Consider the following 26287-nt stretch of genomic DNA (forward strand, 5'->3'; position numbering starts at 1 on the left):
ACTATGAAAATCGTAATCGCGCCAGACTCTTATAAAGAAAGCCTGTCTGCCACTGAGGTGGCGCAGGCGATAGAAAAAGGATTTCGGGAAATTTTCCCCGACGCTCATTACGTGTCTGTTCCCGTTGCTGACGGCGGAGAAGGTACGGTTGAAGCGATGATCGCCGCGACGCAGGGCACCTGGCAGCAGGCTGTCGTCACCGGCCCGTTAGGGGAAAAGGTGAAGGCCAGCTGGGGGATCTCGGGCGACGGTACCACCGCGTTTATCGAGATGGCCGCCGCCAGCGGCCTGGTACTTGTTCCTCCCGCGCAGCGTAACCCGCTGGTCACGACGTCGCGCGGGACGGGGGAGCTGATCCTCCGCGCGCTGGATAAAGGCGCGCGCAACATCATTATCGGTATCGGCGGGAGCGCAACCAACGATGGGGGCGCGGGTATGATGCAGGCGCTGGGCGCAAGGTTTACGGATGCGAACGGGACGGAGATCGGCTACGGCGGCGGCAGCCTGATGGCGCTGAACCGTATTGATATTTCTGATCTTGATCCGCGTCTTCAGGGGTGCGCAATCCGCGTCGCCTGTGACGTGACGAATCCGCTGGTCGGTGAAAGCGGCGCGTCGCGTATCTTTGGCCCGCAAAAAGGCGCCACGGAGGAGATGATCCTCGAACTCGACGCCAGTCTTAGCCACTACGCCAACGTGATCAAAAAATCGCTGCGCATTGACGTCAACCCGGTTCCGGGGGCAGGAGCGGCGGGCGGCATGGGCGCGGCGCTGATGGCCTTCCTGGGCGCTGAGCTGAAAAGCGGCATTGAGATTGTCACTCAGGCGCTCAATCTTGAAGAACATATTCACGACTGCACGTGGGTGCTGACGGGAGAAGGGCGCATCGACAGCCAGAGCATTAATGGCAAAGTGCCCGTCGGCGTGGCGAGCGTCGCCAAAAAATACCATAAGCCGGTGATAGGGATTGCCGGAAGTCTGACGCAGGATGTGGGTGTGGTGCATCAGTACGGCATCGACGCGGTGTTCAGCGTATTGACCCGCATCGGTTCACTGGAAGAGGCGTTCCAGGGAGCGTACGACAACATTTACCGCGCCTCGCGCAATATCGCGGCCACATTGCAGGTAGGCATGCGTAGCCAGGGGTGACAGCGGCGCGCAAACCCTCTATACTGCGCGCCGAAGCTGACCAGACAGTCGCCGCTTCGTCGTCGTCCCTTTCGGGGGAGACGGGCGGAGGGGAGGAAAGTCCGGGCTCCACAGGGCAGGGTGCCAGGTAACGCCTGGGGGGGAAACCCACGACCAGTGCAACAGAGAGCAAACCGCCGATGGCCCGCGTAAGCGGGATCAGGTAAGGGTGAAAGGGTGCGGTAAGAGCGCACCGCGCGGCTGGTAACAGTCCGTGGCACGGTAAACTCCACCCGGAGCAAGGCCAAATAGGGGTTCACATGGTACGGCCCGTACTGAACCCGGGTAGGCTGCTTGAGCCAGTGAGCGATTGCTGGCCTAGATGAATGACTGTCCACGACAGAACCCGGCTTATCGGTCAGCTTCAACTTCTTACGAAACCCCGCTTCGGCGGGGTTTTTGTTTTCTGAAGGTTGCATGCCGGGTCAGCGAAACGCCAAACGACATCAATTCTCAATTTTGCGACGCCAAGCACATTTCACTGCTTTACCGATTATGCGTTCCTTTCATCTGCTGCGCATGATCGTAATCACAAAATTTAACGCTATAAAAATAGAAAATTTTAGTGTTGAACAGATGTTGTGAATGTTGAATCAGTGATGCTGAATGTTATTCATTTGATAATTTAATATTGAATCTAAAAACATTCTTCTGGTGAATGTGTGATATATCCCACTCTTTAACCGGAAGCTGAGAAAATATTCCTGATAAAGTTGATAAACCACAAAAATGTTTTAAAAGAATAATGATGGTTTATTAACCTTTAATTGCCTGAAAGATAGTCTCTATTAATATTGTTAAGGCAAAAAAATTCATGCTGGTTATTGCCATAAAATAAATTTATTACCGAGGGTTTTGTTGATCAATATCAGCGTAATTGCGTATTTTTAGCTGTCTAACTGTTTGAATAATAAGATTATAAATCGATTTTAAATGTGGTTGTAAAAAGGGCATCCTGGCAAATTGTGAGTAACAGCACATACCCCCTGAAACAATATTGGGTAGAATCCGCTGCGTCATAGGGAAATAAGCGCAGAATATTATGAATACTATTATTCTACCGAAAACACAGCACCTCGTGGTATTTCAGGAAGTCATCAAAAGTGGCTCTATAGGTTCTGCTGCAAGACAACTGGGGCTGACGCAACCTGCCGTCAGCAAAATCATCAGCGACATCGAATCTTACTTTGGGGTAGAAGTGATGGTGCGTAAAAACACCGGCGTAAAACTCACTGCCGCCGGTCAGGTGCTGCTGTCCTACGCTGAGTCGATCACCCGCGAAATGAAAAACATGGTGAGCGAGATCAACAGCCTCAGTTTCAGTACCGTCATGGACGTCTCCTTCGGCTATCCGTCGCTGATTGGCTTCACCTTCCTGTCCGGGATGATCAAAAAATTCAAGGAAGTGTTCCCGAAGGCGCGCGTCTCAATGTATGAAGCGCAGCTCTCTTCATTCCTGCCCGCCATTCGCGATGGCCGGCTGGATTTCGCCATCGGCACGCTGAGCGACGGGATGTTGCTCCAGGATCTTCACGTTGAGCCACTCTTTGAATCTGAGTTTGTGCTGGTGGCGAGTAAATCACGAACGTGCACCGGCCCGACCAGACTGGCATCGCTCACGCACGAGCAGTGGGTGATGCCGCAAACCGATATGGGCTACTACAATGAACTCCTGACCACCCTGCAAGATAACCACATCAGCATTGAAAACATCGTCCAGACCGATTCCGTCGTCACCATCTATAACCTTGTTCTCAATGCCGATTACCTGACGGTGATCCCCCGTGACATGATTGCGCCATTCGGCTCGGACCAGTTTATTGTCCTGCCGGTGGAAGATGCATTACCCGTGGCGCGTTATGCCGCCGTGTGGTCAAAAAATTACAGTATTAAAAAATCGGCGTCAGTATTAGTTGAACTGGCAAAACAATATTCGTCGATGAATATCGAAAAACGACGATAGAAATAATGATGATTTAAAACACCCGGAGCGACGCTTTTTAACGCTCTGATACCCTGACTTTGCCTGAAAATAATGAATTATTATAACGAGGATATTATGCACATTACTTACGATCTCCCGGTGACCATTGACGATATTCAGGACGCCAGAAAAAGACTGGCGGGAAAGATCTATAAAACCGGTATGCCGCGTTCAAATTATCTGAGCGAACGGTGTAAGGGTGAGATATTCCTGAAATTTGAAAATATGCAGCGTACCGGTTCGTTTAAAATACGTGGGGCGTTTAATAAATTAAGCTCGCTGACCGATGCGGAAAAACGTAAGGGCGTGGTGGCCTGTTCCGCAGGGAACCACGCGCAGGGGGTGTCGCTCTCCTGCGCCATGCTCGGCATCGACGGCAAAGTGGTAATGCCTATGGGCGCGCCGAAATCCAAGGTGGCCGCCACGCGCGACTACTCCGCCGAAGTGGTGCTGCACGGCGAGAACTTTAACGACACTATCGCCAAAGTGAGCGAAATCGTCGAGATGGAAGGGCGCATATTTATTCCGCCTTACGACGATCCGAAAGTGATCGCCGGTCAGGGCACCATCGGCCTGGAAATCCTCGAAGATTTATACGACGTGGATAACGTGATTGTTCCCATCGGCGGTGGTGGTTTAATTGCCGGTATTGCGACAGCAATTAAATCCATCAACCCAACTATCAATATTATCGGCGTGCAGTCTGAAAACGTGCACGGAATGGCGGCGTCGTATCAGACCGGTGAAATAACGAACCACCGCATTACCGGCACATTAGCGGACGGCTGCGACGTGTCTCGCCCGGGTAATTTAACCTTCGAAATCGTTCGTGAACTGGTTGACGACATTGTGCTGGTCAGCGAAGACGAGATTCGCAACAGCATGATCGCGCTTATTCAGCGAAATAAAGTGGTTACGGAAGGTGCTGGCGCGCTGGCGTGCGCGGCGTTATTAAGCGGCAAACTGGACCACTATATTCAGGGCCGTAAAACCGTCTGCATTATTTCCGGTGGCAATATTGATCTCTCCCGTGTTTCCCAAATTACCGGCTTCGTTGACGCATAAAGGTGACCTATGAGCAACACAGAAAGCATTATCGTTGGCCAGACAAAAACGTCCTCCTGGCGTAAATCGGATACCACCTGGACGCTCGGCCTGTTTGGTACCGCCATTGGCGCTGGCGTGCTGTTCTTCCCCATCCGCGCAGGCTTTGGGGGGTTGATCCCTATTCTGCTGATGCTGGTTCTGGCGTTCCCCATTGCCTTTTACTGCCACCGCGCGCTGGCGCGTCTGTGTTTGTCCGGCAGTAACGTCTCCGGCAACATCACCGAAACGGTGGAGGAGCATTTTGGTAAGACCGGCGGGGTGGTGATCACCTTCCTCTACTTCTTTGCTATTTGCCCGCTGCTGTGGATTTACGGCGTCACCATTACCAACACCTTTATGACCTTCTGGGAAAACCAGCTCCAGATGCCTGCCCTGAACCGCGGCGTGGTAGCGCTGTTCCTGCTGCTGCTGATGGCCTTTGTGATCTGGTTCGGTAAAGACCTGATGGTGAAGGTGATGAGCTACCTGGTGTTCCCGTTCATCGCCAGCCTGGTGCTGATTTCTCTCTCGCTGATCCCGTACTGGAACTCAGCGGTGATCGACCAGGTTAACCTTAGCGATATCGCCTTCACCGGTCATGACGGCATTCTTGTCACGGTGTGGCTGGGGATTTCCATTATGGTCTTCTCCTTCAACTTCTCGCCTATCGTCTCCTCGTTTGTGGTCTCCAAGCGCGAAGAGTACGAGCCGGAGTTTGGTAAAGAATTCACCGAGCAGAAATGTTCCAAAATCATCGGTCGCGCCAGCCTGCTGATGGTGGCGGTGGTGATGTTCTTCGCCTTTAGCTGCCTGTTTACGCTCTCTCCGCAGAACATGGCGGACGCCAAAGCGCAGAACATTCCGGTGCTCTCTTACCTGGCGAACCACTTTGCGTCGATGTCAGGCAGTAAATCCACGTTCGCCACGGTGCTGGAGTACGGCGCGTCCATCATCGCGCTGGTCGCTATCTTTAAATCCTTCTTCGGTCACTACCTGGGCACGCTGGAGGGGCTGAACGGCCTGATCGTTAAGTTCGGCTACAAGGGCGACAAGAAGAACGTCTCCGTGGGCAAGCTGAACACCATCAGCATGGTCTTCATCATGGGCTCCACCTGGATTGTGGCCTATGCCAATCCGAACATTCTTGACCTTATTGAAGCTATGGGCGCGCCAATTATCGCCTCTCTGCTGTGCCTGCTGCCGATGTACGCCATCCGCAAAGCACCGGCGCTGGCGAAATACAAAGGCCGGACCGAGAACATCTTCGTAACCGTGGTCGGCCTGCTGACCATTCTGAACATCGTGTACAAACTGTTTTAAACCAAAGCTCAGGAAGAGCGGAGCCATACCATGATTGAGTTTCCGGTAGTACTGGTCATTAACTGCGGATCGTCCTCTGTTAAGTTTTCGGTGCTGGACGCCGCAGGCTGCGATGCCCTGCTGACGGGCATTGCGGACGGCATCAACACAGAAAAAGCCTTTATTTCCGTGAATGGGGGTGAGCCAGTCAGACTGGCTCATCAGGACTACGAAGGGGCGCTGGCCGCCATCGCCCTGGAGCTGGAGAAGCGCGACCTGATGGGCAGCGTGGCTTTGATTGGCCATCGCATTGCCCACGGCGGCGATCTCTTCAGCGAGTCGACCCTGATCACGGAAGAGGTGATGGAGCAGATCCGCCAGGTCTCCCCGCTGGCGCCGCTGCATAACTACGCTAACCTGAGCGGCGTGGAAGCCGCAGAGCGACTCTTCCCCGGGGTGCAGCAGGTGGCGGTATTTGATACCAGCTTCCACCAGACCATGGCGCCGCAGGCGTATCTGTACGGCTTGCCGTACCGCTTTTTTGAAGAGCTGGGCGTGCGCCGCTACGGCTTCCACGGCACCTCTCACCGCTATGTGGCGGCGCAGGCGCACGCGCTTCTCGGGCTCTCCGCCGAAGACAGCGGCCTGGTGATTGCCCATCTCGGCAACGGGGCGTCCATTTGCGCGGTGCGTAACGGCAGAAGCGTGGACACGTCCATGGGGATGACGCCGCTTGAAGGACTGGTGATGGGCACGCGCTGTGGCGACGTAGATTTTGGCGCGATGGCGTGGATTGCCCGGCAGACCGGCCAGACGTTCGAGGATCTGGAGCGCGTGGTCAACAAAGAGTCCGGGCTGCTGGGGATCTCCGGCATCTCCTCCGATTTGCGCGTGCTGGAGAAAGCCTGGCATGACGGCAACGAGCGGGCGCGGCTGGCGATAAAGACCTTTGTCCACCGCGTAGCGCGGCATATCGCCGGTCATGCCGCATCCCTGCACCGTCTGGATGGCGTGGTGTTTACCGGCGGGATCGGTGAGAACTCCGTGCTCATACGCGCGCTGGTGGTGGAGCACCTGAAGGTGTTTGGCATCATCCTCGACGAGTCCAAAAATGCCCTGCCGGGCAGCGCGGGTGAGCGCGTGATCTCCACCGAGTCGTCCCGCGCGGCCTGCGCGGTGATCCCTACCAATGAAGAAAAAATGATCGCGCTGGACGCCCTCCGTCTTGGGAAGGTCACCCCGGCTGCGGCTTACGCCTGATAAAGCGAGAATCTGATGAAAGTAACAATCGATACGGGCGTCGCGCCTTACAGCGACGCATGGGCCGGGTTTTGCGGTGAAGAATGGAAAAACGCCGTTAACGTGCGCGATTTTATTCAGCATAACTACACCCCTTATGAAGGCGATGAAGCTTTCCTCGCGCAGGCGACGCCAGCAACGACGGCGCTGTGGCAGAAGGTGATGGTCGGCATTCGCCAGGAGAATGCCACCCACGCTCCGGTGGATTTTGACACCAACATCGCCACCACCATTACCGCGCACGGGCCGGGCTATATTGACCAGGAGCTGGAGACGATCGTCGGCTTGCAAACCGACAAGCCGCTCAAGCGGGCCCTGCATCCGTACGGCGGGATCAATATGATCCGCAGCTCGTTCGAAGCCTTCGGTCGCGAGATGGATCCGCAGTTTGAATATCTCTTCACCGACCTGCGCAAAACCCACAACCAGGGCGTATTTGACGTTTACTCTCCGGAGATGATGCGCTGCCGAAAATCCGGCGTGCTCACCGGTCTGCCGGACGGCTACGGGCGCGGACGCATCATCGGCGACTACCGTCGCGTGGCGCTATACGGCATCAGCTATCTGGTGCGCGAGCGTGAACTTCAGTTCGCCGATCTCCAGGGGAAACTGGAGCGCGGAGACGATCTGGAGGCCACGATCCGCCTGCGCGAGGAGCTGGCGGAGCATAAGCGTGCGTTGCTCCAGATCCAGCAGATGGCGGCGAACTATGGCTTTGATATTTCACGTCCGGCGATGAATGCGCAGGAAGCGGTGCAGTGGGTCTACTTTGCCTACCTTGCCGCAGTGAAATCCCAGAACGGCGGGGCGATGTCGCTGGGGCGCACGGCCTCGTTCCTCGATATCTACATTGAACGCGACATGCAGGCAGGAAGGCTGAACGAGGTGCAGGCCCAGGAGCTGATCGACCACTTCATCATGAAGATCCGCATGGTGCGCTTCCTGCGCACGCCGGAGTTCGACACGCTCTTCTCCGGCGATCCGATCTGGGCCACGGAAGTGATTGGCGGCATGGGGCTGGATGGCCGTACGCTGGTGACCAAAAACAGCTTCCGCTATCTGCATACCCTGCACACCATGGGGCCTGCGCCGGAGCCAAACCTGACGATCCTCTGGTCCGAACAGCTGCCGATCGCGTTCAAGAAATACGCCGCGCAGGTCTCGATCGTCACCTCCTCGCTGCAATACGAGAACGACGATCTGATGCGTGCCGACTTCAACAGCGACGACTACGCCATTGCCTGCTGCGTCAGTCCGATGGTGATCGGCAAGCAGATGCAGTTCTTCGGCGCACGCGCCAACCTGGCGAAAACGCTGCTGTACGCGATTAACGGCGGGGTGGATGAGAAGCTGAAGATCCAGGTGGGGCCGAAAACCGAGCCGCTGCTGGATGAGGTACTGGATTACGACACCGTAATGGCGAGCCTCGATCACTTCATGGACTGGCTGGCAGTGCAGTACATCAGTGCGCTGAATCTCATTCACTACATGCATGATAAATACAGCTACGAAGCCTCGCTGATGGCGCTGCACGACCGGGACGTTTACCGCACCATGGCCTGTGGCATTGCCGGACTGTCGGTGGCGGCGGATTCCCTGTCAGCCATCAAATACGCCACGGTAAAACCGGTGCGCGACCACACCGGTCTGGCGGTCGATTTCGTCATCGAAGGCGACTATCCGCAATACGGCAACAACGACGATCGCGTGGACAGTATCGCCTGCGATCTGGTTGAGCGCTTTATGAAGAAAATCCAGGCGCTGCCGACGTACCGCAACGCCGTGCCGACGCAGTCGATCCTGACCATCACCTCCAATGTGGTTTACGGGCAGAAGACCGGCAACACGCCGGACGGACGTCGCGGCGGTACACCGTTTGCGCCTGGCGCCAACCCGATGCACGGGCGCGACAGAAAAGGAGCGGTGGCGTCGTTGACCTCGGTCGCCAAGCTGCCGTTCACCTATGCCAAAGACGGGATCTCCTACACCTTCTCCATCGTGCCGCAGGCACTGGGCAAGGACGAGCTGGTGCGCAAAACCAACCTTGTCGGGCTGCTGGACGGGTACTTCCACCACGAAGCGACCATTGAGGGCGGGCAGCACCTGAACGTCAACGTGATGAACCGGGAGATGCTGCTGGATGCCATCGCCCATCCGGAGAACTATCCGAACCTGACGATCCGCGTTTCAGGCTATGCGGTGCGGTTTAACGCTCTGACCCGCGAGCAGCAGCAGGACGTGATTTCGAGGACGTTTACGCAGGCGATCTAACACAGGCCCCATCTTCAGCCTCCTCAGATGAGGAGGCTTTTAATTTTGTGAACACCGTCAATTTTAGAAAACTCGCTCTCTTTTCTGCTATCCCGAAGTAATATTTTCCTCTTGCCTTAGGAAATCCCTATAAAAGTTGTGACTTTTTTCTCCCGCGCTCCGGATATGATCTCCCCATACCAATAACTCACACCTGCACCCTCTGACTCGCAATCGCTGGCGATCGGAACCTTATAAAAACAGATCGTTACCCTACAAAATAAGCGAGTGCCCAATGAATATGGCAACAAACAGCAGTGTGATTGTGAGTGATTCCCCTGCGGCAAGGCGGGCGGGAATGAGCGAAAGCGAATGGCGAGAGGCGATTAAATTCGACAGCACCGATACGGGCTGGGTCATCATGAGTATTGGGATGGCTATCGGCGCGGGCATTGTTTTTCTTCCGGTGCAGGTTGGATTAATGGGGCTATGGGTATTTTTACTCTCGTCGATAATTGGTTATCCGGCCATGTACCTGTTCCAGCGCCTGTTTATTAATACGCTGGCGGAATCACCGGAATGTAAAGACTATCCGAGCGTTATTAGCGGATATTTAGGCAAAAACTGGGGCATCTTATTGGGTGCACTTTATTTCGTGATGCTGGTGATCTGGATGTTTGTCTATTCGACGGCCATTACCAACGACAGCGCATCCTATTTACACACCTTCGGCGTAACCGACGATTTGCTCTCGGAAAATCCGTTCTACGGCTTATTCCTGATCTGCATTCTGGTCGCCATTTCGTCGCGCGGTGAAAAGCTGCTGTTTAAAGTCTCCAGCCTGATGGTGCTGACCAAATTATTTGTGGTGGCGGCGCTGGGGCTTTCGATGATTGGCCTCTGGCATTTAGCCAACGTCGGCATGCTGCCGCCAATGGGGCTGCTGATTAAAAACGCCATTATTACGCTGCCTTTCACCTTAACCTCCATTCTGTTTATTCAGACATTAAGCCCGATGGTGATTTCCTATCGTTCAAGGGAAAAATCCGTTGAGGTGGCGCGTCATAAAGCGCTGCGGGCAATGAATATCGCCTTTGGCGTGCTGTTTGTGACGGTCTTTTTCTACGCTGTCTCCTTCACCCTGGCGATGGGGCACGACGAGGCGGTAAAAGCCTACGAGCAGAATATTTCCGCCCTGGCAATCGCAGCACAGTTTATCAGCGGTGACGGCGCGGGCTGGGTCAAAATTGTCAGCGTAATCCTCAATATTTTCGCTGTGATGACCGCGTTCTTTGGCGTCTATCTCGGCTTTCGTGAGGCGACGCAGGGCATTGTGATGAACATCCTGCGCCGCAAAATGCCGGCGGAGAAAATCAATGAAAATGCCGTCCAGCGCGGGATTATGCTGTTCGCCATCCTGCTGGCCTGGAGCGCGATTGTGTTAAACGCGCCGGTGCTGAGCTTCACTTCCATCTGTAGCCCTATTTTCGGGATGGTGGGCTGCTTAATTCCGGCGTGGCTGGTCTACAAAGTGCCCGCACTTCATAAATATAAAGGCGTATCGCTGGTGATTATTGTGATTACCGGGCTGCTGCTTTGTGTTTCTCCTTTCCTCGCCTTCTCATGAGGTTAAATAAGGTCGTAACGATGTCTGAGCAAATTAATCCTTTATGGAACCATTTTATTCGCGCGGTGCAGGAAGAGGTAAAGCCTGCGCTGGGCTGTACCGAACCCGTCTCGCTGGCGCTGGCGTGCGCGATGGCTGCCGGACAGCTTGACGGTGAGGTGACGCGTATCGAGGCGTGGGTATCGCCGAACCTGATGAAAAACGGGCTTGGCGTAACGGTGCCCGGTACCGGTATGGTCGGTTTACCCATCGCGGCCGCGCTGGGGGCGACAGGCGGTAATGCACACGCCGGGCTGGAGGTGTTGAAAGACGCGTCGTCCGAGGCGCTAACGCGCGCCAAAGCACTGCTGAACGCGGGTCTGGTGCAGGTAAAATTGCAGGAGCCGTGCGATGAGATCCTCTATTCACGTGCCTGCGTTTACGTCGGTGAATCCTCGGCGATGGTGACCATCGCTGGCGGGCACACTCGCGTGGTGGAGGTAGTTTGTCAGGGCGAAACGCGCTTCAGGCTTGACGATAATCAGAGCCAGAACAGCGACGATCCGCTGGCGGTGCTCTCGACCACCACGCTGTCGCAGATCCTTGAGTTTGTGGAACAGGTGCCGTTCGACGCGATCCGCTTTATCCTCGATGCGGGACGGCTGAACGATGCGCTCTCCCGCGAAGGTTTACGTGGCAACTGGGGGTTGCATATTGGTGCGACGCTCAATAAACAGCGCACACGCGGATGGATGGCGCAGGATCTGGGGTCAGACATTGTTATCCGCACCAGCGCAGCCTCGGATGCCCGCATGGGGGGCGCGACACTGCCGGCGATGAGCAACTCGGGTTCCGGGAATCAGGGCATCACCGCCACCATGCCGGTGGTGGTGGTGGCTGAGCACGTTCAGGCCGATGACGAACGGCTGGCGCGGGCGCTGATGCTCTCGCACCTGTCGGCGATCTATATCCATTACCAGCTTCCGCGCTTGTCCGCGCTGTGTGCGGCGACAACAGCCGGAATGGGGGCTGCGGCGGGGATGGCGTGGCTGATGGGCGGATCTTACCAGACTATTGCCATGGCGATCGGCAGTATGATCGGCGACGTCAGCGGGATGATCTGTGACGGGGCGTCTAACAGTTGCGCAATGAAGGTCTCGACCAGCGTCACCAGCGCCTGGAAAGCCGTGATGATGGCGCTGGATGATACTGCCGTGACGGGCAACGAGGGGATTGTGGCCCACGACGTGGAGCAGTCGATCGCGAACCTGTGCGCGCTGGCGTGCCGCTCGATGCAGGCAACGGACCGGCAGATTATTGAGATTATGGCGAGTAAGGTGTAAAAATTTCCCCTCACCCCAATCCCTCTCCCCATAGGGGGAGGGGCTCGATCGTTCCCTCTCCCCTTTGGGGAGAGGGCTAGGGTGAGGGGGGGGTTAAACCGGCAAATCAATCAGCAGCGCGCGCAGCGGCGTATCCGCCACCAGGGTGATATTCGCTTCATCACGAATAAACGCGCCGTCGCCGCAGGTGAGCGCCTCTTTCTCTTCCGCGTGCGTCACCGCATGCACCGTACCGTGAATGGACTGCAGATAGGCGCGCGGACCATGAAGCTGGAAGCTTGCCTGTTCACCTTTTTTCAGCTCGATATGATGCAGCCACACCTGCTGGCGCAGCTGCAGGCTGCCTTTGCTGCCATCAGGCGAGGCAATCAGCTGCTGTTTACCGCCCTTCAGATCGATTTTTTGCACCAGCGGATTTTCCCGCTCCGGACAGGCATCCAGCCACAGCTGCATGCGGGTCAGCGTTTTATCTTTGCTGAGGTTATGCTCGCTGTAGCTAATACCTGACTGCGTGGAAATTAACAGCGCCTCGCCAGCCTTCGCCTGGACATGATTGCCCTCGCTATCGCGGTATTCTGCCTCGCCTTCCAGGATCAGGTTCAGGATATCGACTTTAGGGTACGTGCGCGGCTGGAAGGACGCGCCCGGGGCGAGCACTTCCTGGTTCAATACGCGCAGTGAAGCGTAACCGAGGAGTTTAGGGTCAAAGTAGTGTCCAAAGGAAAAGGTGTAGCGGGCCTGCAACCAACCGAAATCGGCTTGTCCGCACTGTTTCGCTGTTCTTGTCGTAATCATAAACTTGACCTCTCTTTACACTAAATCAATGGTAAAGGTATGGACGCTGCATTGTTAGCCAGATATTCTGCCTGGTATGTTCAAATTTCCTGAATGAGAACGAGATGGCTAAAGAGAGAGCATTGACGCTTGAGGCGCTTCGCGTCATGGACGCGATTGACAGGCGCGGCAGTTTTGCCGCGGCGGCAGATGAACTGGGGCGCGTTCCGTCTGCCCTGAGCTATACCATGCAAAAGCTGGAAGAGGAGCTGGATGTTGTGCTCTTCGATCGCTCCGGCCATCGAACAAAATTCACCAACGTTGGGCGGATGCTGCTGGAGCGCGGCCGCGTATTGCTGGAAGCGGCGGATAAACTGACGACCGATGCCGAAGCGCTGGCCCGCGGCTGGGAAACCCATCTGACGTTAGTGACCGAAGCGCTGGTGCCCACCGAGGCGCTGTTCCCGCTGGTGGACAGACTGGCCGCGAAAGCCAATACCCAGCTGTCGATCATCACCGAGGTACTGGCCGGGGCGTGGGAGCGTCTTGAGACGGGCAGGGCGGATATCGTCATTGCGCCGGATATGCATTTCCGCTCATCGTCAGAAATTAACTCGCGCAAACTGTACAGCGTGATGAACGTCTACGTCGCTGCGCCGGGTCACCCGATCCATCAGGAGCCGGAACCACTCTCTGAGGTCACGCGCGTGAAATACCGCGGCGTGGCGGTGGCGGATACCGCGCGCGAGCGCCCGGTGTTAACGGTGCAGTTGCTGGATAAACAGCCGCGTCTGACGGTGACGTCGCTGGAAGATAAGCGTCAGGCGCTGCTGGCGGGGCTGGGCGTGGCGACCATGCCGTATCCGTTCGTCGAAAAGGACATTGCAGAGGGACGGCTGCGCGTTGTCAGCCCGGAATACACCAGCGAAGTGGATATTATTATGGCGTGGCGTCGTGACAGCATGGGCGAAGCCAAATCATGGTGTTTACGCGAAATTCCGAAGCTTTTCACGCAATATAATAAATAAAATCGTAATTTGTAGGCCCGGTAAGCGAAGCGCCACCGGGCTTTTTTTTATGCGCAGATCTTCGGATCCGGACCAAAGCGGTTTTCTCCCGGCGTTCCGCTCTGACAGTTGAAAATCAAAATCACGATCCAGCCGATAAGCGGGATCAACAGCAACAGCAGCCACCACGCCGAACGATCGGTGTCGTGAAGACGACGAAACAGTACGGCCCATGAAGGCAGCAGAACCAACACACCATAAATGGTGGTGAGAATGCCTTCGCCCCCCTCGCGTTCCCAGCCGAGGATTTTGTCCACAATACCCAGCACCATAATCAGGACGAAGTTCACCAGAACGAACATCCAGTACTCTTTACGGCGGGCACGGCCACCAAATCCAACGTAGTTGCGCAGTACTTTTAAATACCAGTCCATTTTTCCTTGCCTCTTAGTCAGTCAATCACTTGTTTTCTAAGCGATCGAGGTAAGGATAGATGTATGCCGTGAATTAAAAAAGGGAATCAATTGATTCCCTAAATAATTATCCGAAACGCACGTCGCGCCCGTGTGGTTCATCCAGATCCTGCCACGGACCAATGGAGATAATGCCCGTTGGGTTGATGGTCTTATGACTGCGGAAATAATGGGTGCGAATATGGTCAAAATTGACCGTCTCCGCAATACCCGGCATCTGATAGATGTCGCGCAGGAAACCGTGCAGGTTCAGATAATCGCTGATGCGATGCTTGTCGCACTTGAAGTGGGTGACATACACCGGATCGAAGCGGATCAGCGTCGTCCACAGGCGGATGTCTGCTTCGGTGAGGCGATCGCCCGTTAAATAACGATGCTGGCCGAGGATCTGCTCCAGACGTTCCAGGGATCCAAACACGTTGCCGACCGCTTCGTCGTACGCTTCCTGACTGGTGGCAAAACCGGCTTTATAGACGCCGTTGTTGACGTTGTCGTAGATCCAGCCGTTCAGCTCGTCAATTTTCTCGCGCAGCTCAACCGGATAGTAATCCCCGGCGCGGGCGCCGTGCGCGTCAAACGCGGTATTGAACATGCGAATGATTTCAGCGGATTCATTGCTGACGATCGTCTGGTTTTTCTTGTCCCACAGCACAGGCACCGTTACGCGTCCGGTGTAGTGCGGATCGGCGCGCAGATAGAGCTGATACAGGAAATCGTGATGATAAAGCTCATCACCCGTCGCGGCCGGGAAGTCACTGTCGAACGTCCAGCCGTTTTCCAGCATCAGCGGGTTGACCACCGAAACCGGAATTAGCGATTCGAGACCTTTAAGTTTGCGCACAATCAGCGTGCGGTGCGCCCACGGACAGGCGAGAGAAACATACAGATGATAACGATCTTTCTCCGCCGCAAAGCCCCCTTCGCCACTCGGGCCGGGTGCGCCGTCGGCGGTCAGCCAGTTACGGAAGGCCGAAACAGAGCGCTTAAAGCGTCCACCGGTGGATTTGGTGTCATACCAGACATCCTGCCAGACGCCGTCTACGAGTTGTCCCATTTTTTTCTCCTCCGTCAGATAGCAAAAGCGAGGAGATGTCTCCTCGCTTTGAATGTAATCAGTATAGCGTGCTTACCACTTCTTATTCAGAAGACGGTCGATGCTGTAGGCGCCCGGACCCGTGATAGCCAGCAGCAGGAAGCCACCCGCGATTGTCAGGTTTTTCATGAACATCAGGGAGTTCACGCCTTCCGCAAAGTTGCTGTGGAAGATGAACGCGGTCAGCAGGGTAAAGCCTGCGGTGAACAGCGCCGTGGTGCGGGTCAGGAAACCGAACAGCACTGCCAGGCCGCCGCCGAACTCAAGCAGGATGGTCAGTGGCAGCAGGAAGCCCGGCACGCCCATCGCTTCCATATACTGCTGAGTGCCCGCATAGCCGGTAATTTTGCCCCAGCCTGCGGTGATGAACAGCACAGGCATCAGAATACGCGCTACCAATACACCAACATCATCTAATTTTTTCATTTTACTCTCCAGGAAACCACATCAGCGGCTAAACGTTATTTGCGTGCAAATTCGGGTAGATACCGCGTCTTTGCTGTCGATGGAGAGGAGTGTAAACGGGGCGGATGGCAATTGTTAGCAAGGAAAACTGTCAATCTTTTTCAAAGATATTGAGTAAGGGAGCATAGAGAGATTTTGCCGGGTGACGGCTACGCCTTACCCGGCCTACTTTTTACCGTAGGCCGGGTAAGCGCATCGCCACCCGGCGAGAAGGCTAGCGCAGCTGCTGCTGACGAATCGTTGCTTTCACCAGACGCCATGCGCTCCAGACACCAAAGCCACGGCGTGCCCAGCGAATCAGCATGTTTGGATGACGAATCGTCCAGATCGCCATCACGCTGCTACCCACCAGCGCCCACGAACGCAGGCTCAGAAGAGTATTCCAGCCGCGATCGTAACGCTGGGTCAGCTCCAGCCAGTCGCGACGGCTGGCGGACAGGTCCAGCCGCTGCTGCTGGATCTGGCTCAGCAGATACGCTTTCCGCTTTTGACGTTCGGCTTTGTCGCTCACGACTTATCATCCTCCAGCAGGGCGCGGTCGTTGGCCAGCTCCTGGCGCGTATGGCGCAGGAAGGTCGACGTGCGCGCTTTATGCAGGGTCCAGATACCGCCTATCAGCGCCGCCACCAGCAGAACCACGGTAGTCGCAATCATCGCGTTCAGTCGATACTGTGGATCGATAGCCCAGATGATTAACACCATCAGGCTCATCAGACCAAACGCGGCAAAGAGCATCGTAAGCCCAAGCATGAGCAGCATCTGGAAGAGATTGGCTTTCTCCTCTTCCAGTTCCACTACCGCAAGCCGGACGCGCGTTTCGGCAATCCCGACCAGCGTCGTAAGAATACGCTGGCCGATGCCGAGGACGTTTTTAGCAGGCCCTTGTGCGTGACGTGGATCTTCCATAATCAACGACGCGTCAGCAGGACACCCAGCACCACACCCACTGCGGCACCAATACCAACGCCTGTCCATGGATTGTCACGTACATATTCGTCTGCGCGCGCAGCCGCTTCGCGGGTCTGTTTCGCCAGTGCATCACCGGTTTCACCCAGACGGTAACGGCTCTCTTTCAGTGCCTGCTCCGCTTTGCTGCGCAGTTTGCTGACTTCTTCTTTCGATTTATCGGCAGAAGAGTTCAGCACCTCTTCCAGGGTGTCCGCCAGGGATTTCAGCTCAGCGCGCAGATGTTCTGAAGTTGTATCTTTTGACATGATTCTCTCCTGTTGAGATTTCCGTTAACTCAATAATCGCGAGCTTCCAGCGCTTTCAGTTCGTCCTGCGCCTCTTGCAACTTCCTCTCGCGCTTGGCAATTTTTTCCGCATCACCTTTCTCTTTCGCTTCTTGCAGGTCTTGACGGCGCTCGGCTATCTCGTCCTTCTGTTCAGCGATTTTTTCCTGATGATCGGCACGCAGCTTGCTGTCCGTACAATTGTCTTTCACTTCGCTCAGCGCTTTTTTCAGTCCGTCGATCCGGTGCTGATTGTTATGCTTTTCGGCATAACTGATTTCGCGTTGAATATCCTGTTCTTTCTCCTGACAAAGAGACATAGCGAAGGAAGCTGTGCTTAAAGAAAAAAGGGCCAGAGCCAGGGTGATGCGGTATTTCATTATAGAAACCTTCCATTGTGTTACGGCGTAAGCCGTGTTCCAGAACTATGCGGAGAACATCTGAGGGGTGCTCCGCGTACTTAAGCATAGTAAGTAAACGGGAGTTTCACCAAAGTGGGTGAAAATATTCGGAATATTAGTCGTTAGCCAAATCGATGCGACGTGTCGCGTAACCGTGACATCCAGGAGGCTACATGGCTGTCATCATCCTGTTGCGCGATGATGTAACCCTGCGGCAACGTGCGGTCCAGCACCGCTTTCGCCGCGGCGCTTTGCGCACTGGAGTCAAATTTTATCAGCAGCACATCGTCTTGCGGCGTGATGCTCTTAAAGCGGATCCCGTTAGCGTCCAGATGATGCCAGATGGAAAAACCATCCGGCACGCTGGTTCCTTGACTCACAGGACGGATAGTCAGCGTCGACTCCTGGTGCTGTAGGGCAGACCATAGCAGGATGAGAGCGCTGAACATCATTAGCGCGACGATGGCGTAAGAGAAGCGGCGCAGCGCGAGCGGGGAGATAACCATCGTTAACCCCTGGCTCCGTATTTCTTTTTCCACAGTACGACCAGTGAACCGACCAGGCCAAACACCAGCAGGACGACGGGCAGCAGCATCAGGCAAGACATCAGCTGGTCTTCATATTTCATAAAGACCGGCGTTTTACCGAGCGCGTAGCCGAGCGTGGTCAGGATCAGAACCCACAGCAGGCCGCTCATCCAGTTAAAGAACTGGAAGCGCGCGCTGCTCAGGCCGGACAAGCCCGCAATGGTCGGCAGCAGGGTGCGTACGAATGCGATAAAGCGGCCAATCAGCAAGGCGGAGAGCCCGTGCTTATGGAAAAGGTGGTGCGCTCGCTGGTGATAATGTGCCGGAAGATGCGAAAGCCAGTTCTGAACGATTCGCGTGTTGCCCAGCCATCGCCCCTGAATATAACTCACCCAGCAACCCAGGCTGGCGGCAATGGTCAACAGCAGAACCGTTTGTGGGAAAGCCATCGCCCCTTTTGCACAGAGCACCCCAACCAGCACCAGCAGGCTGTCGCCCGGTAAAAAGGCAGCAGGCAGCAGACCGTTCTCAAGGAACAGGATCATAAATAACACAAAGTAGAGCATGCCAATCATGGACGGGTTGGCCAGCGTTTCGAAATCCTGAGCCCAGAGGGCGTTCAGTAGTTGGGTCAAAAGTTCCATTCAGTGTTCCTGGAAATCGGTTAACGTCACGCCTGTCATTCGGGAAAACAGCACGGCGACATTGTTATGATTTCATTATGGTCGCTCGCGGACACAATGATGTGTGGCCAACACTGTTCCCTGTTAATTGGCTGGTTAGCAAGCACTAACTTACAAAATAACGAAGTGAATCCAATTGTAACAAAGCCCGACGTTCTGCGTCACAGAATTTGAGGGGAAACACGATTTTGGCGTAAGCCACGGAGGGGAGCGAGAGATTTTACAAAGGCTGACACTATAGAGGTTTTCTTACCCTGTCTGGCCGGAAGGCGCGGCGGTGCGCCTGCCAGCAGTTCAGGAGGTTATTTTGCGATATTGGTCGCGGTATCGAGGTGAACCACCGGATTATCAGCAAAAAGATAGCGGTCAGCGTTAAATTCAAAGTCATCACTCGTTTCATTAAAAAGCATCTGCTTGGTGTTCTCCAGATGCTGCCACATTGCCAGTTTCGCCGCATGCGGATCTTTACGAATCAGGGCCTTAAGAATCTGGTCGTGGTCGTCACACCAGTTATCTACCGTGCGGGAATCAATGTGATCGTGCAGTTTCTTCCAGTACGGGTTGTGAACGCGCTGAGTCCACATTTTTTCAACGATTGCCGCCAGCGCCGTGTTTTGAGTCGCAAGGGCGACCTGGACGTGGAATTGCAGGTCCCATTCGGAATCGCGGAAACATTTTTCTTTACGCGCATGATCCTGGATTTCCATCAGCTTCATGATGTCCTGCTTGGTGACCTGCGTCGCTGCGAATTCTGCGATATTGCTTTCAATCAGCTGGCGAGCCTGGAGAAGCTCAAACGGACCGTAGCTGGCAAATTCCAGACTTTCGTCCGGCGTGGGGGAGTGTTTCGCCTGGCTGGAAATCACGTGAATACCGGAACCTTTGCGTACCTCAACATACCCTTCAACTTCCAGCATGATGATGGCTTCGCGGACCACCGTGCGGCTGACGCTTTTTTCATCCGCAATAAAACGCTCAGCGGGAAGTTTATCACCGACAAGATAGACCCCTTGCTCGATGCGATCTTTCAGCTCGGCGGCAAGTTGTTGATATAAACGACGTGATTCGGTGATTTCCATATGCGCTCCAGGCAGGGTACGGCGAATGATTTGTTATACCACTTTTGCTTGCCACTCTCCAGATTTCGCCATTAAAAAAGCCGCCCGGAGGCGGCTTTTGCGACGTTTTTGCCGGGTGGCGCTACGCTTACCCGGCCTACGGTTTTATCGTGTGTTGTAGGCCGGGTAAGGCGGAGCCGCCACCCGGCACAACAAGCTAACTCTGCGTCGCCGGTCCCCCAAGGGACTCTTTCGCCAGTTCCTCGGCGGATTTACTCTTCAGCACCGTCCAGATAACCACTGCACCCAGCAGGTCGAAGATGGCCAGTACCGCGAACAGCGGGCTGAAGCCGATGGTGTCTGCCAGCGCGCCGACCACGAGGGCGAACAGGGTACTTGCGGTCCAGGCGGCCATCCCGGTCAGACCGTTGGCGGTGGCAACTTCGTTACGACCAAACACGTCGGACGAGAGCGTAATCAGTGCGCCAGACAGAGACTGGTGAGCAAAGCCCCCGATACACAGCAGGGCGATAGCCACGTAAGGACTGGTGAACAGGCCAATCATGCCAGGGCCAATCATCAGCAGGGCGCCCATGGTGACCACCATCTTACGGGACACAATCAGGTTCACGCCAAACCAGCGCTGGAACAGCGGTGGCAGGTAGCCGCCGACGATACAGCCCAGGTCTGCAAACAGCATTGGCATCCAGGCGAACATCGCGATCTCTTTCAGGTTAAAGCCGTAGACTTTGAACATGAACAGCGGGATCCAGGCGTTGAACGTACCCCAGGCCGGTTCCGCCAGGAAGCGTGGCAGGGCGATACCCCAGAACTGACGGGTACCCAGGATCTGCCAGACGGACATTTTTTTACCGTTGTCGGTCTGATGATGAGATTCCTGACCATTGATAATGTAGTCACGTTCTTCGGTAGACAGCTTTTTCTGATCGCGCGGGTGTTTATAGAAGATCAGCCACGCCATGGCCCAGGCAAAACTCAGCACACCGGAGATGATGAACGCCATTTGCCAGCTGTGCATCACAATCGCCCACACCACCAGTGGCGGAGCAATCATCGCCCCGATGGAGGAACCCACGTTGAAGTAACCGACAGCGATTGAACGTTCTTTTGCCGGGAACCATTCAGAGCTGGCTTTCAGACCCGCAGGGATCATCGCCGCTTCGGCAGCACCTACCGCACCACGCGCCAGCGCCAGCCCGCCCCAGCTGCCAGCCAGCGCCGTCGCCCCGCAGAAGACGGCCCATGCTACAGCGAAGAAGGCATAACCAATTTTTGTACCCAGAATATCAAGAACATAACCTGCAACAGGCTGCATTACGGTGTAAGCGGCAGAATACGCCGCAATGATGTAAGAGTATTGTTGTGTGGAGATATGTAACTCTTCCATCAACGTTGGCGCCGCTGCTGCCACGGTGTTACGTGTCAGGTAGCCCAGCACGGTGCCGAGCGTCACCAGTGCGATCATGTACCAACGTAACCCTTTAATTTTACGCATGTAAAACCTCATCGTTATGTTATTTCCGTGTCGGGACACGGCAACAACTCAACCGTTGCCGGGAGCTGTTCTGTAACGGGAGGGGCGTAACCGGGAACCTGTCCCGGAACGGCCCGAACCTTGCCATAAGTCATCGTGCTAAGTCGGCTTCCGTACCGTTAAATCCGATGTAACAAACACCGGTAATGCATTCCGTCGGCTTATAATTTGCGACGGCGAAAAGATAACTTGTCATACAACTTTAAAAGGTGAGTGACATCACAAAAGAGTGAATCTTTGTAGGGATATTATGAGGCGTGCGCAAAGCCAGATCTGGCGCGGCCTGCAAGAAGGTTTACCCCTTTGAGGGTAATTTATTTGTCGACGTTTATTGATCTAACTCACGAAAAAAACGTCGGACTCTGGAAATTGGTGTGATAACTTTGCAGCATCTGAACATAAGCTTTCTGACGCTCCCGTAATGAGGAAGACGATAATGACACCGTTTATGACCGAAGATTTCCTGTTAGATACCGAATTTGCTCGCCGCCTGTACCACGACTACGCAAAAGATCAGCCGATTTTCGACTACCACTGCCATTTACCGCCGCAACAGGTTGCCGAAAATTACCGTTTCAAAAACCTGTATGATATCTGGCTGAAGGGTGACCATTATAAATGGCGCGCGATGCGCACCAACGGCGTGGCCGAGCGCCTGTGTACCGGCGACGCGACCGATCGCGAGAAGTTTGACGCCTGGGCCGCTACCGTTCCCCACACCATCGGTAACCCGTTATACCACTGGACGCACCTCGAACTGCGTCGTCCTTTTGGTATCACCGGCAAGCTGCTCTCTCCCGCCACGGCGGATGAAATCTGGGACCAGTGCAACGAACTGCTGGCGCAGGATAGCTTCTCGGCGCGCGGCATCATGCAGCAGATGAACGTGAAGATGGTGGGCACAACCGACGATCCGATCGACTCCCTGGAGCACCACGCGGTTGTCGCGAAGGACAGCACCTTTGACATCAAAGTGCTGCCAAGCTGGCGTCCGGATAAAGCCTTCAACATTGAGCTGCCGACCTTTAATGACTACATGACGAAGCTGGCGGAAGTATCGGATACCGATATCCGTCGTTTCGCCGATCTGCAATCCGCGCTGACCAAACGTCTGGATCACTTTGCCGCACACGGCTGTAAAGTGTCTGACCACGCGCTGGACGTGGTGCTGTTCGCGGATTCCAGCGAAGCCGAGCTGGACAGCATCCTGGCGCGTCGTCTCTCCGGCGAAGCCCTGAGCGAGCATGAAGTCGCCCAGTTCAAAACCGCGGTGCTGGTGTTCCTCGGTGCGGAATATGCCCGTCGCGGCTGGGTTCAGCAGTACCATATCGGCGCGCTGCGTAATAACAACCAGCGTCAGTTTAAACTGCTGGGCGCGGACGTGGGCTTCGACTCCATCAACGACCGCCCTCTGGCGGAAGAGCTGTCAAAACTGCTGAGCAAACAGAACGAGCAAAACCTGCTGCCAAAAACCATTCTCTACTGCCTGAACCCGCGCGATAACGAAGTACTGGGCACCATGATCGGCAACTTCCAGGGCGAAGGGATGCCGGGCAAGATGCAGTTCGGTTCCGGCTGGTGGTTTAACGATCAAAAAGACGGCATGGAGCGTCAGATGACGCAGCTGGCGCAGCTCGGCCTGTTGAGCCGCTTCGTTGGCATGCTGACCGACAGCCGCAGTTTCCTCTCCTATACCCGCCATGAATATTTCCGCCGCATTCTGTGCCAGATGATTGGCCGCTGGGTGCACGCGGGTGAAGCGCCAGCTGATATCCAGCTGCTGGGCGAAATGGTGAGAAACATCTGCTTTAACAATGCGCGTGACTACTTCGCCATTGAACTGAACTAAGGCCGTTTGAGGTTGATATGCAATACATCAAAATCCATTCGCTGGATAACGTTGCCGTCGCGCTGGCCGATTTAGCCGAAGGGACGGAAGTGACCTTCGACAACCAGTCGGTGACGTTACGCCAGGCCATTGGACGTGGACATAAGTTTGCCCTGATCCCCATCGCGAAAGGGGAGAACGTGGTGAAGTACGGTTTGCCCATCGGTCATGCGCTGGCGGATATTGCGCCGGGTGAATACATTCATTCCCACAATACCCGCACCAATCTCAGCGATCTGGACGAGTACAGCTATCAACCTGACTTCCAGCCAGAAGAAGGACAGGCGGCCGATCGTGAGGTACAGATCTACCGCCGCGCCAGCGGCGAGGTGGGGATCCGCAATGAGCTGTGGATCCTCCCGACTGTCGGCTGCGTGAACGGGATCGCGCGTCAAATTCAGACGCGTTTCCTGAAAGAGACTAATGATGCTGAAGGCACCGACGGCGTGTATCTGTTCAGCCACACCTACGGTTGTTCCCAGCTGGGCGACGACCACATCAATACCCGCACCATGCTGCAAAACATGGTGCGCCACCCGAACGCGGGCGCGGTGCTGGTGATCGGCCTCGGCTGCGAGAACAATCAGGTCGACGCCTTCCGCGACACGCTGGGCGAATTTGACCCTGAGCGCGTGCACTTTATGGTGTGTCAGCACCAGGACGACGAAGTGGAAGCGGGCGTTGAACAGCTGCATCAGCTGTACGAGGTGATGCGTCACGACAAGCGCGAGCCGGGCACGCTGAGCGAACTGAAGTTTGGCCTGGAGTGCGGCGGATCTGATGGCCTTTCCGGCATTACCGCTAACCCAATGCTGGGTCGCTTCTCGGATTACGTGATTGCCAACGGCGGCACTACGGTGCTGACCGAAGTGCCGGAGATGTTCGGCGCAGAGCGCATTCTGATGAGCCACTGCCGCGACGAAGAGACCTTTGAGAAGACCGTCACCATGGTCAACGACTTCAAACAGTACTTCATCGCCCATAACCAGCCGATATACGAGAACCCCTCGCCGGGTAACAAAGCGGGCGGGATCACCACGCTTGAAGAGAAATCCCTGGGCTGCACTCAAAAAGCGGGCGCCAGCCAGGTGGTGGACGTGCTGCGCTACGGTGAGCGGCTGAAAACGCCCGGCCTGAACCTGCTCAGCGCACCGGGCAACGATGCGGTCGCCACCAGCGCGCTAGCGGGAGCGGGCTGTCATATGGTGCTGTTCAGTACCGGGCGCGGTACGCCGTACGGCGGGTTTGTGCCGACGGTGAAAATCGCCACTAACAGCGAACTGGCGGCGAAGAAAAAGCACTGGATCGACTTTGATGCGGGCCAACTGATCCACGGCAAAGCGATGCCGCAGCTGCTGAGCGAATTCGTGGACACGATTGTGGAATTTGCCAGCGGCAGGCAGACCTGCAACGAGAAGAACGACTTCCGCGAGCTGGCGATCTTTAAGAGTGGTGTGACGCTTTAAGTCGGGTGCGGGCTGGTGCCCTCACCCCGGCCCTCTCCCACAGGGAGAGGGTGCAAACACTAAAAACGGCAACACATGTTGCCGTTTTGCATTTACCTTGTAGGCCCGGTAAGGCGTAGCCGCCACCGGGCTTTTCTTTTTAACCTCGCAGGGCGTTCTTCGCTAAACGCGCATCTTCCGCCTGACAGGCTGCGGCGGTAAACAGCACGTCGGTAGAGGAGTTCAGCGCGGTTTCGCAGGAATCCTGCAATACGCCGATAATGAAACCGACCGCGACAACCTGCATGGCAATCTCGTTCGGAATACCGAACATGTTACAGGCCAGCGGGATCAGCAGCAGAGAGCCGCCCGCCACGCCGGATGCGCCACAGGCACACAGCGATGCAACGACGCTCAGCAGCAGCGCGGTTGGCAGATCTACCGGAATACCCAGCGTATGCACCGCCGCCAGCGTCAGCACGGTGATGGTAATCGCCGCACCGGCCATGTTCACGGTTGCACCCAGGGGAATCGACACCGAATAGGTATCGCGGTCCAGGTTCAGCTTCTCCGCCAGCGCCATGTTCACCGGTATGTTCGCCGCTGAGCTGCGGGTGAAGAAGGCATACACGCCGCTCTCGCGCAGGCAGGTCAGCACCAGCGGATACGGGTTGCGGCGGATCTGCCAGAACACCAGCAGCGGGTTGATCACCAGCGCCACCAGCAGCATACAGCCGACCAGGACGACCAGCAGCTGCGCGTAGCCCCACAGTGCGTCGAAACCGGTGGTGGCCAGCGTCGAAGAAACCAGACCAAAGATACCGACTGGTGCAAAGCGAATCACCAGCTTCACCATGAAGGTCACTGCATTGGACAAATCGTTAACCAGGTTTTTCGTGGTCTCGTTGCCATGACGCAGCGCGAAGCCCAGACCAATCGCCCAGACCAGGATGCCAATGTAGTTTCCGTTCATCAGTGCGGTGATGGGGTTAGAGACCATGCTCATCAGCAGGCCGCGAAGGACTTCCACAATCCCGGACGGCGGGGTGATATCACCGGCCGCGCTGGTCAGGTGCAGCGTGGACGGGAACAGGAAGCTAAACACAACGGCCGTTAAGGCAGCAGAGAAGGTTCCCAGCAGATACAGGAACAGAATAGGGCGAATGTTGGTTTTTTGTCCGTGCTGGTGGTTGGCAATCGACGCCATCACCAGCATTAGCACCAGTACCGGGGCGACGGCCTTCAGTGCGCCAACGAAAAGGGTGCCGAGCAGTCCCGTCGCTTCCGCCGCAGGTTTTGACACCATCGCCAGCAGAATACCCAGTACCAACCCGACCAGAATTTGTTTTACAAGACTGCCCTGCGCCAGGCGCGCAAGCAGGCCCTTAGATTGTGTGCTCATACGTTATTCCTGAGTGAAATTGCGTTCCATCCTGGATGTGCTCTAAGTCACATTTGTATCCGGATGTAAGTATTTGTTTGCCTGGTTGAGTATCAGGGAAAGCAGCGAAAGGCGGAAGCGTAAAATGCTGGATTTTACGTGTTGCGTCATGTTTTTTAACTATTGGTTAACGAAAGTGCCGGGTGGCGCTGCGCTTACCCGGCCTGCATTGCATTTCCCCCTCTCCCCG

The 26287-nt window shown here is 55.5% G+C and carries 24 protein-coding genes and 1 other RNA gene; 12 read left to right on the plus strand and 13 right to left on the minus strand.

Annotation, left to right across the window (positions count from 1 at the left end):
* Window positions 1-3: 3 nt before the first annotated feature.
* From garK to ACOTX2_RS11120, 9 genes are all read left to right on the plus strand, one after another.
* Complete coding sequence (gene garK / locus ACOTX2_RS11080) at window positions 4-1149, plus strand: glycerate 2-kinase (protein WP_022649489.1); 1146 nt, start codon at window positions 4-6, stop codon at window positions 1147-1149.
* Window positions 1150-1181: 32 nt separating this feature from the next.
* An RNA gene (gene rnpB, locus ACOTX2_RS11085) (RNase P RNA component class A) lies at window positions 1182-1558 on the plus strand.
* Between the two features lie 672 nt (window positions 1559-2230).
* Complete coding sequence (gene tdcA / locus ACOTX2_RS11090) at window positions 2231-3151, plus strand: transcriptional regulator TdcA (RefSeq protein ID WP_023298702.1); 921 nt, start codon at window positions 2231-2233, stop codon at window positions 3149-3151.
* 96 nt (window positions 3152-3247) lie between these two features.
* Complete coding sequence (gene tdcB, locus ACOTX2_RS11095) at window positions 3248-4237, plus strand: bifunctional threonine ammonia-lyase/L-serine ammonia-lyase TdcB (protein ID WP_023298701.1); 990 nt, start codon at window positions 3248-3250, stop codon at window positions 4235-4237.
* Between the two features lie 9 nt (window positions 4238-4246).
* Window positions 4247-5578, plus strand: a complete 1332-nt coding sequence (tdcC, locus tag ACOTX2_RS11100; protein ID WP_022649486.1) for a threonine/serine transporter TdcC — start codon at window positions 4247-4249, stop codon at window positions 5576-5578.
* Between the two features lie 30 nt (window positions 5579-5608).
* Window positions 5609-6817, plus strand: coding sequence for a propionate kinase (gene tdcD, locus ACOTX2_RS11105; RefSeq protein ID WP_063147857.1), 1209 nt, complete (start codon window positions 5609-5611; stop codon window positions 6815-6817).
* Between the two features lie 15 nt (window positions 6818-6832).
* Entirely contained in the window at window positions 6833-9127 is a 2295-nt protein-coding gene (pflB, locus tag ACOTX2_RS11110; RefSeq protein ID WP_421625916.1) for a formate C-acetyltransferase, read from the plus strand.
* A gap of 274 nt (window positions 9128-9401) precedes the next feature.
* On the plus strand, window positions 9402-10733 hold the full coding sequence (locus ACOTX2_RS11115) for an amino acid permease (protein ID WP_048965982.1): 1332 nt from the start codon (window positions 9402-9404) through the stop codon (window positions 10731-10733).
* A gap of 20 nt (window positions 10734-10753) precedes the next feature.
* The gene (locus ACOTX2_RS11120; protein ID WP_022649482.1) at window positions 10754-12055 is read left to right on the plus strand and encodes a serine dehydratase subunit alpha family protein; all 1302 of its coding nucleotides are present in this window, start codon (window positions 10754-10756) and stop codon (window positions 12053-12055) included.
* A 93-nt stretch (window positions 12056-12148) separates the two neighbouring features.
* On the opposite strand, the gene ACOTX2_RS11125 is transcribed toward ACOTX2_RS11120, so the two are convergent.
* The gene (locus ACOTX2_RS11125) at window positions 12149-12850 is read right to left on the minus strand and encodes a pirin family protein (protein WP_063147858.1); all 702 of its coding nucleotides are present in this window, start codon (window positions 12848-12850) and stop codon (window positions 12149-12151) included.
* A 104-nt stretch (window positions 12851-12954) separates the two neighbouring features.
* On the opposite strand from ACOTX2_RS11125, the gene yhaJ reads away from it, so the two are divergent.
* A complete protein-coding gene (gene yhaJ, locus ACOTX2_RS11130) occupies window positions 12955-13857 on the plus strand; it encodes a DNA-binding transcriptional regulator YhaJ (protein ID WP_022649480.1) in 903 nt (300 codons plus the stop codon).
* A 47-nt stretch (window positions 13858-13904) separates the two neighbouring features.
* Here the strand turns inward: yhaJ and ACOTX2_RS11135 are convergent, their stop codons facing one another.
* From ACOTX2_RS11135 to ACOTX2_RS11185, 11 genes are all read right to left on the minus strand, one after another.
* Entirely contained in the window at window positions 13905-14270 is a 366-nt protein-coding gene (locus ACOTX2_RS11135; protein WP_022649479.1) for a DUF805 domain-containing protein, read from the minus strand.
* A gap of 106 nt (window positions 14271-14376) precedes the next feature.
* Window positions 14377-15363, minus strand: coding sequence for a glutathione S-transferase family protein (locus tag ACOTX2_RS11140; RefSeq protein WP_003862653.1), 987 nt, complete (start codon window positions 15361-15363; stop codon window positions 14377-14379).
* A 72-nt stretch (window positions 15364-15435) separates the two neighbouring features.
* Window positions 15436-15828 carry a DoxX family protein gene (locus ACOTX2_RS11145; RefSeq protein WP_032626373.1) on the minus strand — a complete coding sequence of 131 codons (393 nt, stop codon included), beginning with the start codon at window positions 15826-15828 and terminating at the stop codon, window positions 15436-15438.
* Window positions 15829-16081: 253 nt separating this feature from the next.
* Entirely contained in the window at window positions 16082-16378 is a 297-nt protein-coding gene (locus ACOTX2_RS11150; RefSeq protein ID WP_022649477.1) for a YqjK-like family protein, read from the minus strand.
* Complete coding sequence (locus ACOTX2_RS11155) at window positions 16375-16773, minus strand: phage holin family protein (protein WP_003862647.1); 399 nt, start codon at window positions 16771-16773, stop codon at window positions 16375-16377. Before ACOTX2_RS11155 ends, ACOTX2_RS11150 begins: the two co-directional genes overlap by 4 nt.
* 2 nt (window positions 16774-16775) lie before the next feature.
* Window positions 16776-17081, minus strand: coding sequence for a DUF883 family protein (locus ACOTX2_RS11160; RefSeq protein WP_008503141.1), 306 nt, complete (start codon window positions 17079-17081; stop codon window positions 16776-16778).
* Window positions 17082-17110: 29 nt separating this feature from the next.
* Window positions 17111-17479 carry a DUF1090 domain-containing protein gene (locus ACOTX2_RS11165; RefSeq protein WP_017382428.1) on the minus strand — a complete coding sequence of 123 codons (369 nt, stop codon included), beginning with the start codon at window positions 17477-17479 and terminating at the stop codon, window positions 17111-17113.
* Window positions 17480-17622: 143 nt separating this feature from the next.
* A complete protein-coding gene (mzrA, locus tag ACOTX2_RS11170) occupies window positions 17623-18006 on the minus strand; it encodes an EnvZ/OmpR regulon moderator MzrA (RefSeq protein WP_022649476.1) in 384 nt (127 codons plus the stop codon).
* 2 nt (window positions 18007-18008) lie between these two features.
* On the minus strand, window positions 18009-18671 hold the full coding sequence (yqjA, locus tag ACOTX2_RS11175) for a DedA family general envelope maintenance protein YqjA (RefSeq protein ID WP_022649475.1): 663 nt from the start codon (window positions 18669-18671) through the stop codon (window positions 18009-18011).
* 341 nt (window positions 18672-19012) lie between these two features.
* Window positions 19013-19789: a transcriptional regulator ExuR gene (gene exuR / locus ACOTX2_RS11180; RefSeq protein ID WP_063147859.1), complete on the minus strand. Its 777-nt coding sequence runs from the start codon at window positions 19787-19789 to the stop codon at window positions 19013-19015.
* Window positions 19790-19985: 196 nt separating this feature from the next.
* Window positions 19986-21284, minus strand: a complete 1299-nt coding sequence (locus ACOTX2_RS11185) for an MFS transporter (protein WP_022649474.1) — start codon at window positions 21282-21284, stop codon at window positions 19986-19988.
* Between the two features lie 475 nt (window positions 21285-21759).
* On the opposite strand from ACOTX2_RS11185, the gene uxaC reads away from it, so the two are divergent.
* A complete protein-coding gene (gene uxaC, locus ACOTX2_RS11190) occupies window positions 21760-23172 on the plus strand; it encodes a glucuronate isomerase (RefSeq protein ID WP_023307034.1) in 1413 nt (470 codons plus the stop codon).
* Between the two features lie 17 nt (window positions 23173-23189).
* Window positions 23190-24677, plus strand: a complete 1488-nt coding sequence (locus ACOTX2_RS11195) for a UxaA family hydrolase (RefSeq protein WP_063147860.1) — start codon at window positions 23190-23192, stop codon at window positions 24675-24677.
* Window positions 24678-24816: 139 nt separating this feature from the next.
* On the opposite strand, the gene sstT is transcribed toward ACOTX2_RS11195, so the two are convergent.
* Entirely contained in the window at window positions 24817-26058 is a 1242-nt protein-coding gene (gene sstT, locus ACOTX2_RS11200) for a serine/threonine transporter SstT (RefSeq protein ID WP_022649471.1), read from the minus strand.
* Window positions 26059-26287: the final 229 nt, after the last annotated feature.

Origin of the sequence: Enterobacter cloacae complex sp. IR5412 (assembly GCF_049237385.1) — a bacterium.
GTDB lineage: Bacteria > Pseudomonadota > Gammaproteobacteria > Enterobacterales > Enterobacteriaceae > Enterobacter > Enterobacter intestinihominis.

Bases quoted from the DNA above. Each gene is read 5' to 3' on its own strand.
- garK (WP_022649489.1), top strand. From the start codon at position 4: ATGAAAATCGTAATCGCGCCAGACTCTTATAAAGAAAGCCTGTCTGCC.
- tdcA (WP_023298702.1), top strand. From the start codon at position 2,231: ATGAATACTATTATTCTACCGAAAACACAGCACCTCGTGGTATTTCAG.
- tdcB (WP_023298701.1), top strand. From the start codon at position 3,248: ATGCACATTACTTACGATCTCCCGGTGACCATTGACGATATTCAGGAC.
- tdcC (WP_022649486.1), top strand. From the start codon at position 4,247: ATGAGCAACACAGAAAGCATTATCGTTGGCCAGACAAAAACGTCCTCC.
- tdcD (WP_063147857.1), top strand. From the start codon at position 5,609: ATGATTGAGTTTCCGGTAGTACTGGTCATTAACTGCGGATCGTCCTCT.
- pflB (WP_421625916.1), top strand. From the start codon at position 6,833: ATGAAAGTAACAATCGATACGGGCGTCGCGCCTTACAGCGACGCATGG.
- ACOTX2_RS11115 (WP_048965982.1), top strand. From the start codon at position 9,402: ATGAATATGGCAACAAACAGCAGTGTGATTGTGAGTGATTCCCCTGCG.
- ACOTX2_RS11120 (WP_022649482.1), top strand. From the start codon at position 10,754: ATGTCTGAGCAAATTAATCCTTTATGGAACCATTTTATTCGCGCGGTG.
- ACOTX2_RS11125 (WP_063147858.1), bottom strand. From the start codon at position 12,850: ATGATTACGACAAGAACAGCGAAACAGTGCGGACAAGCCGATTTCGGT.
- yhaJ (WP_022649480.1), top strand. From the start codon at position 12,955: ATGGCTAAAGAGAGAGCATTGACGCTTGAGGCGCTTCGCGTCATGGAC.
- ACOTX2_RS11135 (WP_022649479.1), bottom strand. From the start codon at position 14,270: ATGGACTGGTATTTAAAAGTACTGCGCAACTACGTTGGATTTGGTGGC.
- ACOTX2_RS11140 (WP_003862653.1), bottom strand. From the start codon at position 15,363: ATGGGACAACTCGTAGACGGCGTCTGGCAGGATGTCTGGTATGACACC.
- ACOTX2_RS11145 (WP_032626373.1), bottom strand. From the start codon at position 15,828: ATGAAAAAATTAGATGATGTTGGTGTATTGGTAGCGCGTATTCTGATG.
- ACOTX2_RS11155 (WP_003862647.1), bottom strand. From the start codon at position 16,773: ATGGAAGATCCACGTCACGCACAAGGGCCTGCTAAAAACGTCCTCGGC.
- ACOTX2_RS11160 (WP_008503141.1), bottom strand. From the start codon at position 17,081: ATGTCAAAAGATACAACTTCAGAACATCTGCGCGCTGAGCTGAAATCC.
- ACOTX2_RS11165 (WP_017382428.1), bottom strand. From the start codon at position 17,479: ATGAAATACCGCATCACCCTGGCTCTGGCCCTTTTTTCTTTAAGCACA.
- mzrA (WP_022649476.1), bottom strand. From the start codon at position 18,006: ATGGTTATCTCCCCGCTCGCGCTGCGCCGCTTCTCTTACGCCATCGTC.
- yqjA (WP_022649475.1), bottom strand. From the start codon at position 18,671: ATGGAACTTTTGACCCAACTACTGAACGCCCTCTGGGCTCAGGATTTC.
- exuR (WP_063147859.1), bottom strand. From the start codon at position 19,789: ATGGAAATCACCGAATCACGTCGTTTATATCAACAACTTGCCGCCGAG.
- ACOTX2_RS11185 (WP_022649474.1), bottom strand. From the start codon at position 21,284: ATGCGTAAAATTAAAGGGTTACGTTGGTACATGATCGCACTGGTGACG.
- uxaC (WP_023307034.1), top strand. From the start codon at position 21,760: ATGACACCGTTTATGACCGAAGATTTCCTGTTAGATACCGAATTTGCT.
- ACOTX2_RS11195 (WP_063147860.1), top strand. From the start codon at position 23,190: ATGCAATACATCAAAATCCATTCGCTGGATAACGTTGCCGTCGCGCTG.
- sstT (WP_022649471.1), bottom strand. From the start codon at position 26,058: ATGAGCACACAATCTAAGGGCCTGCTTGCGCGCCTGGCGCAGGGCAGT.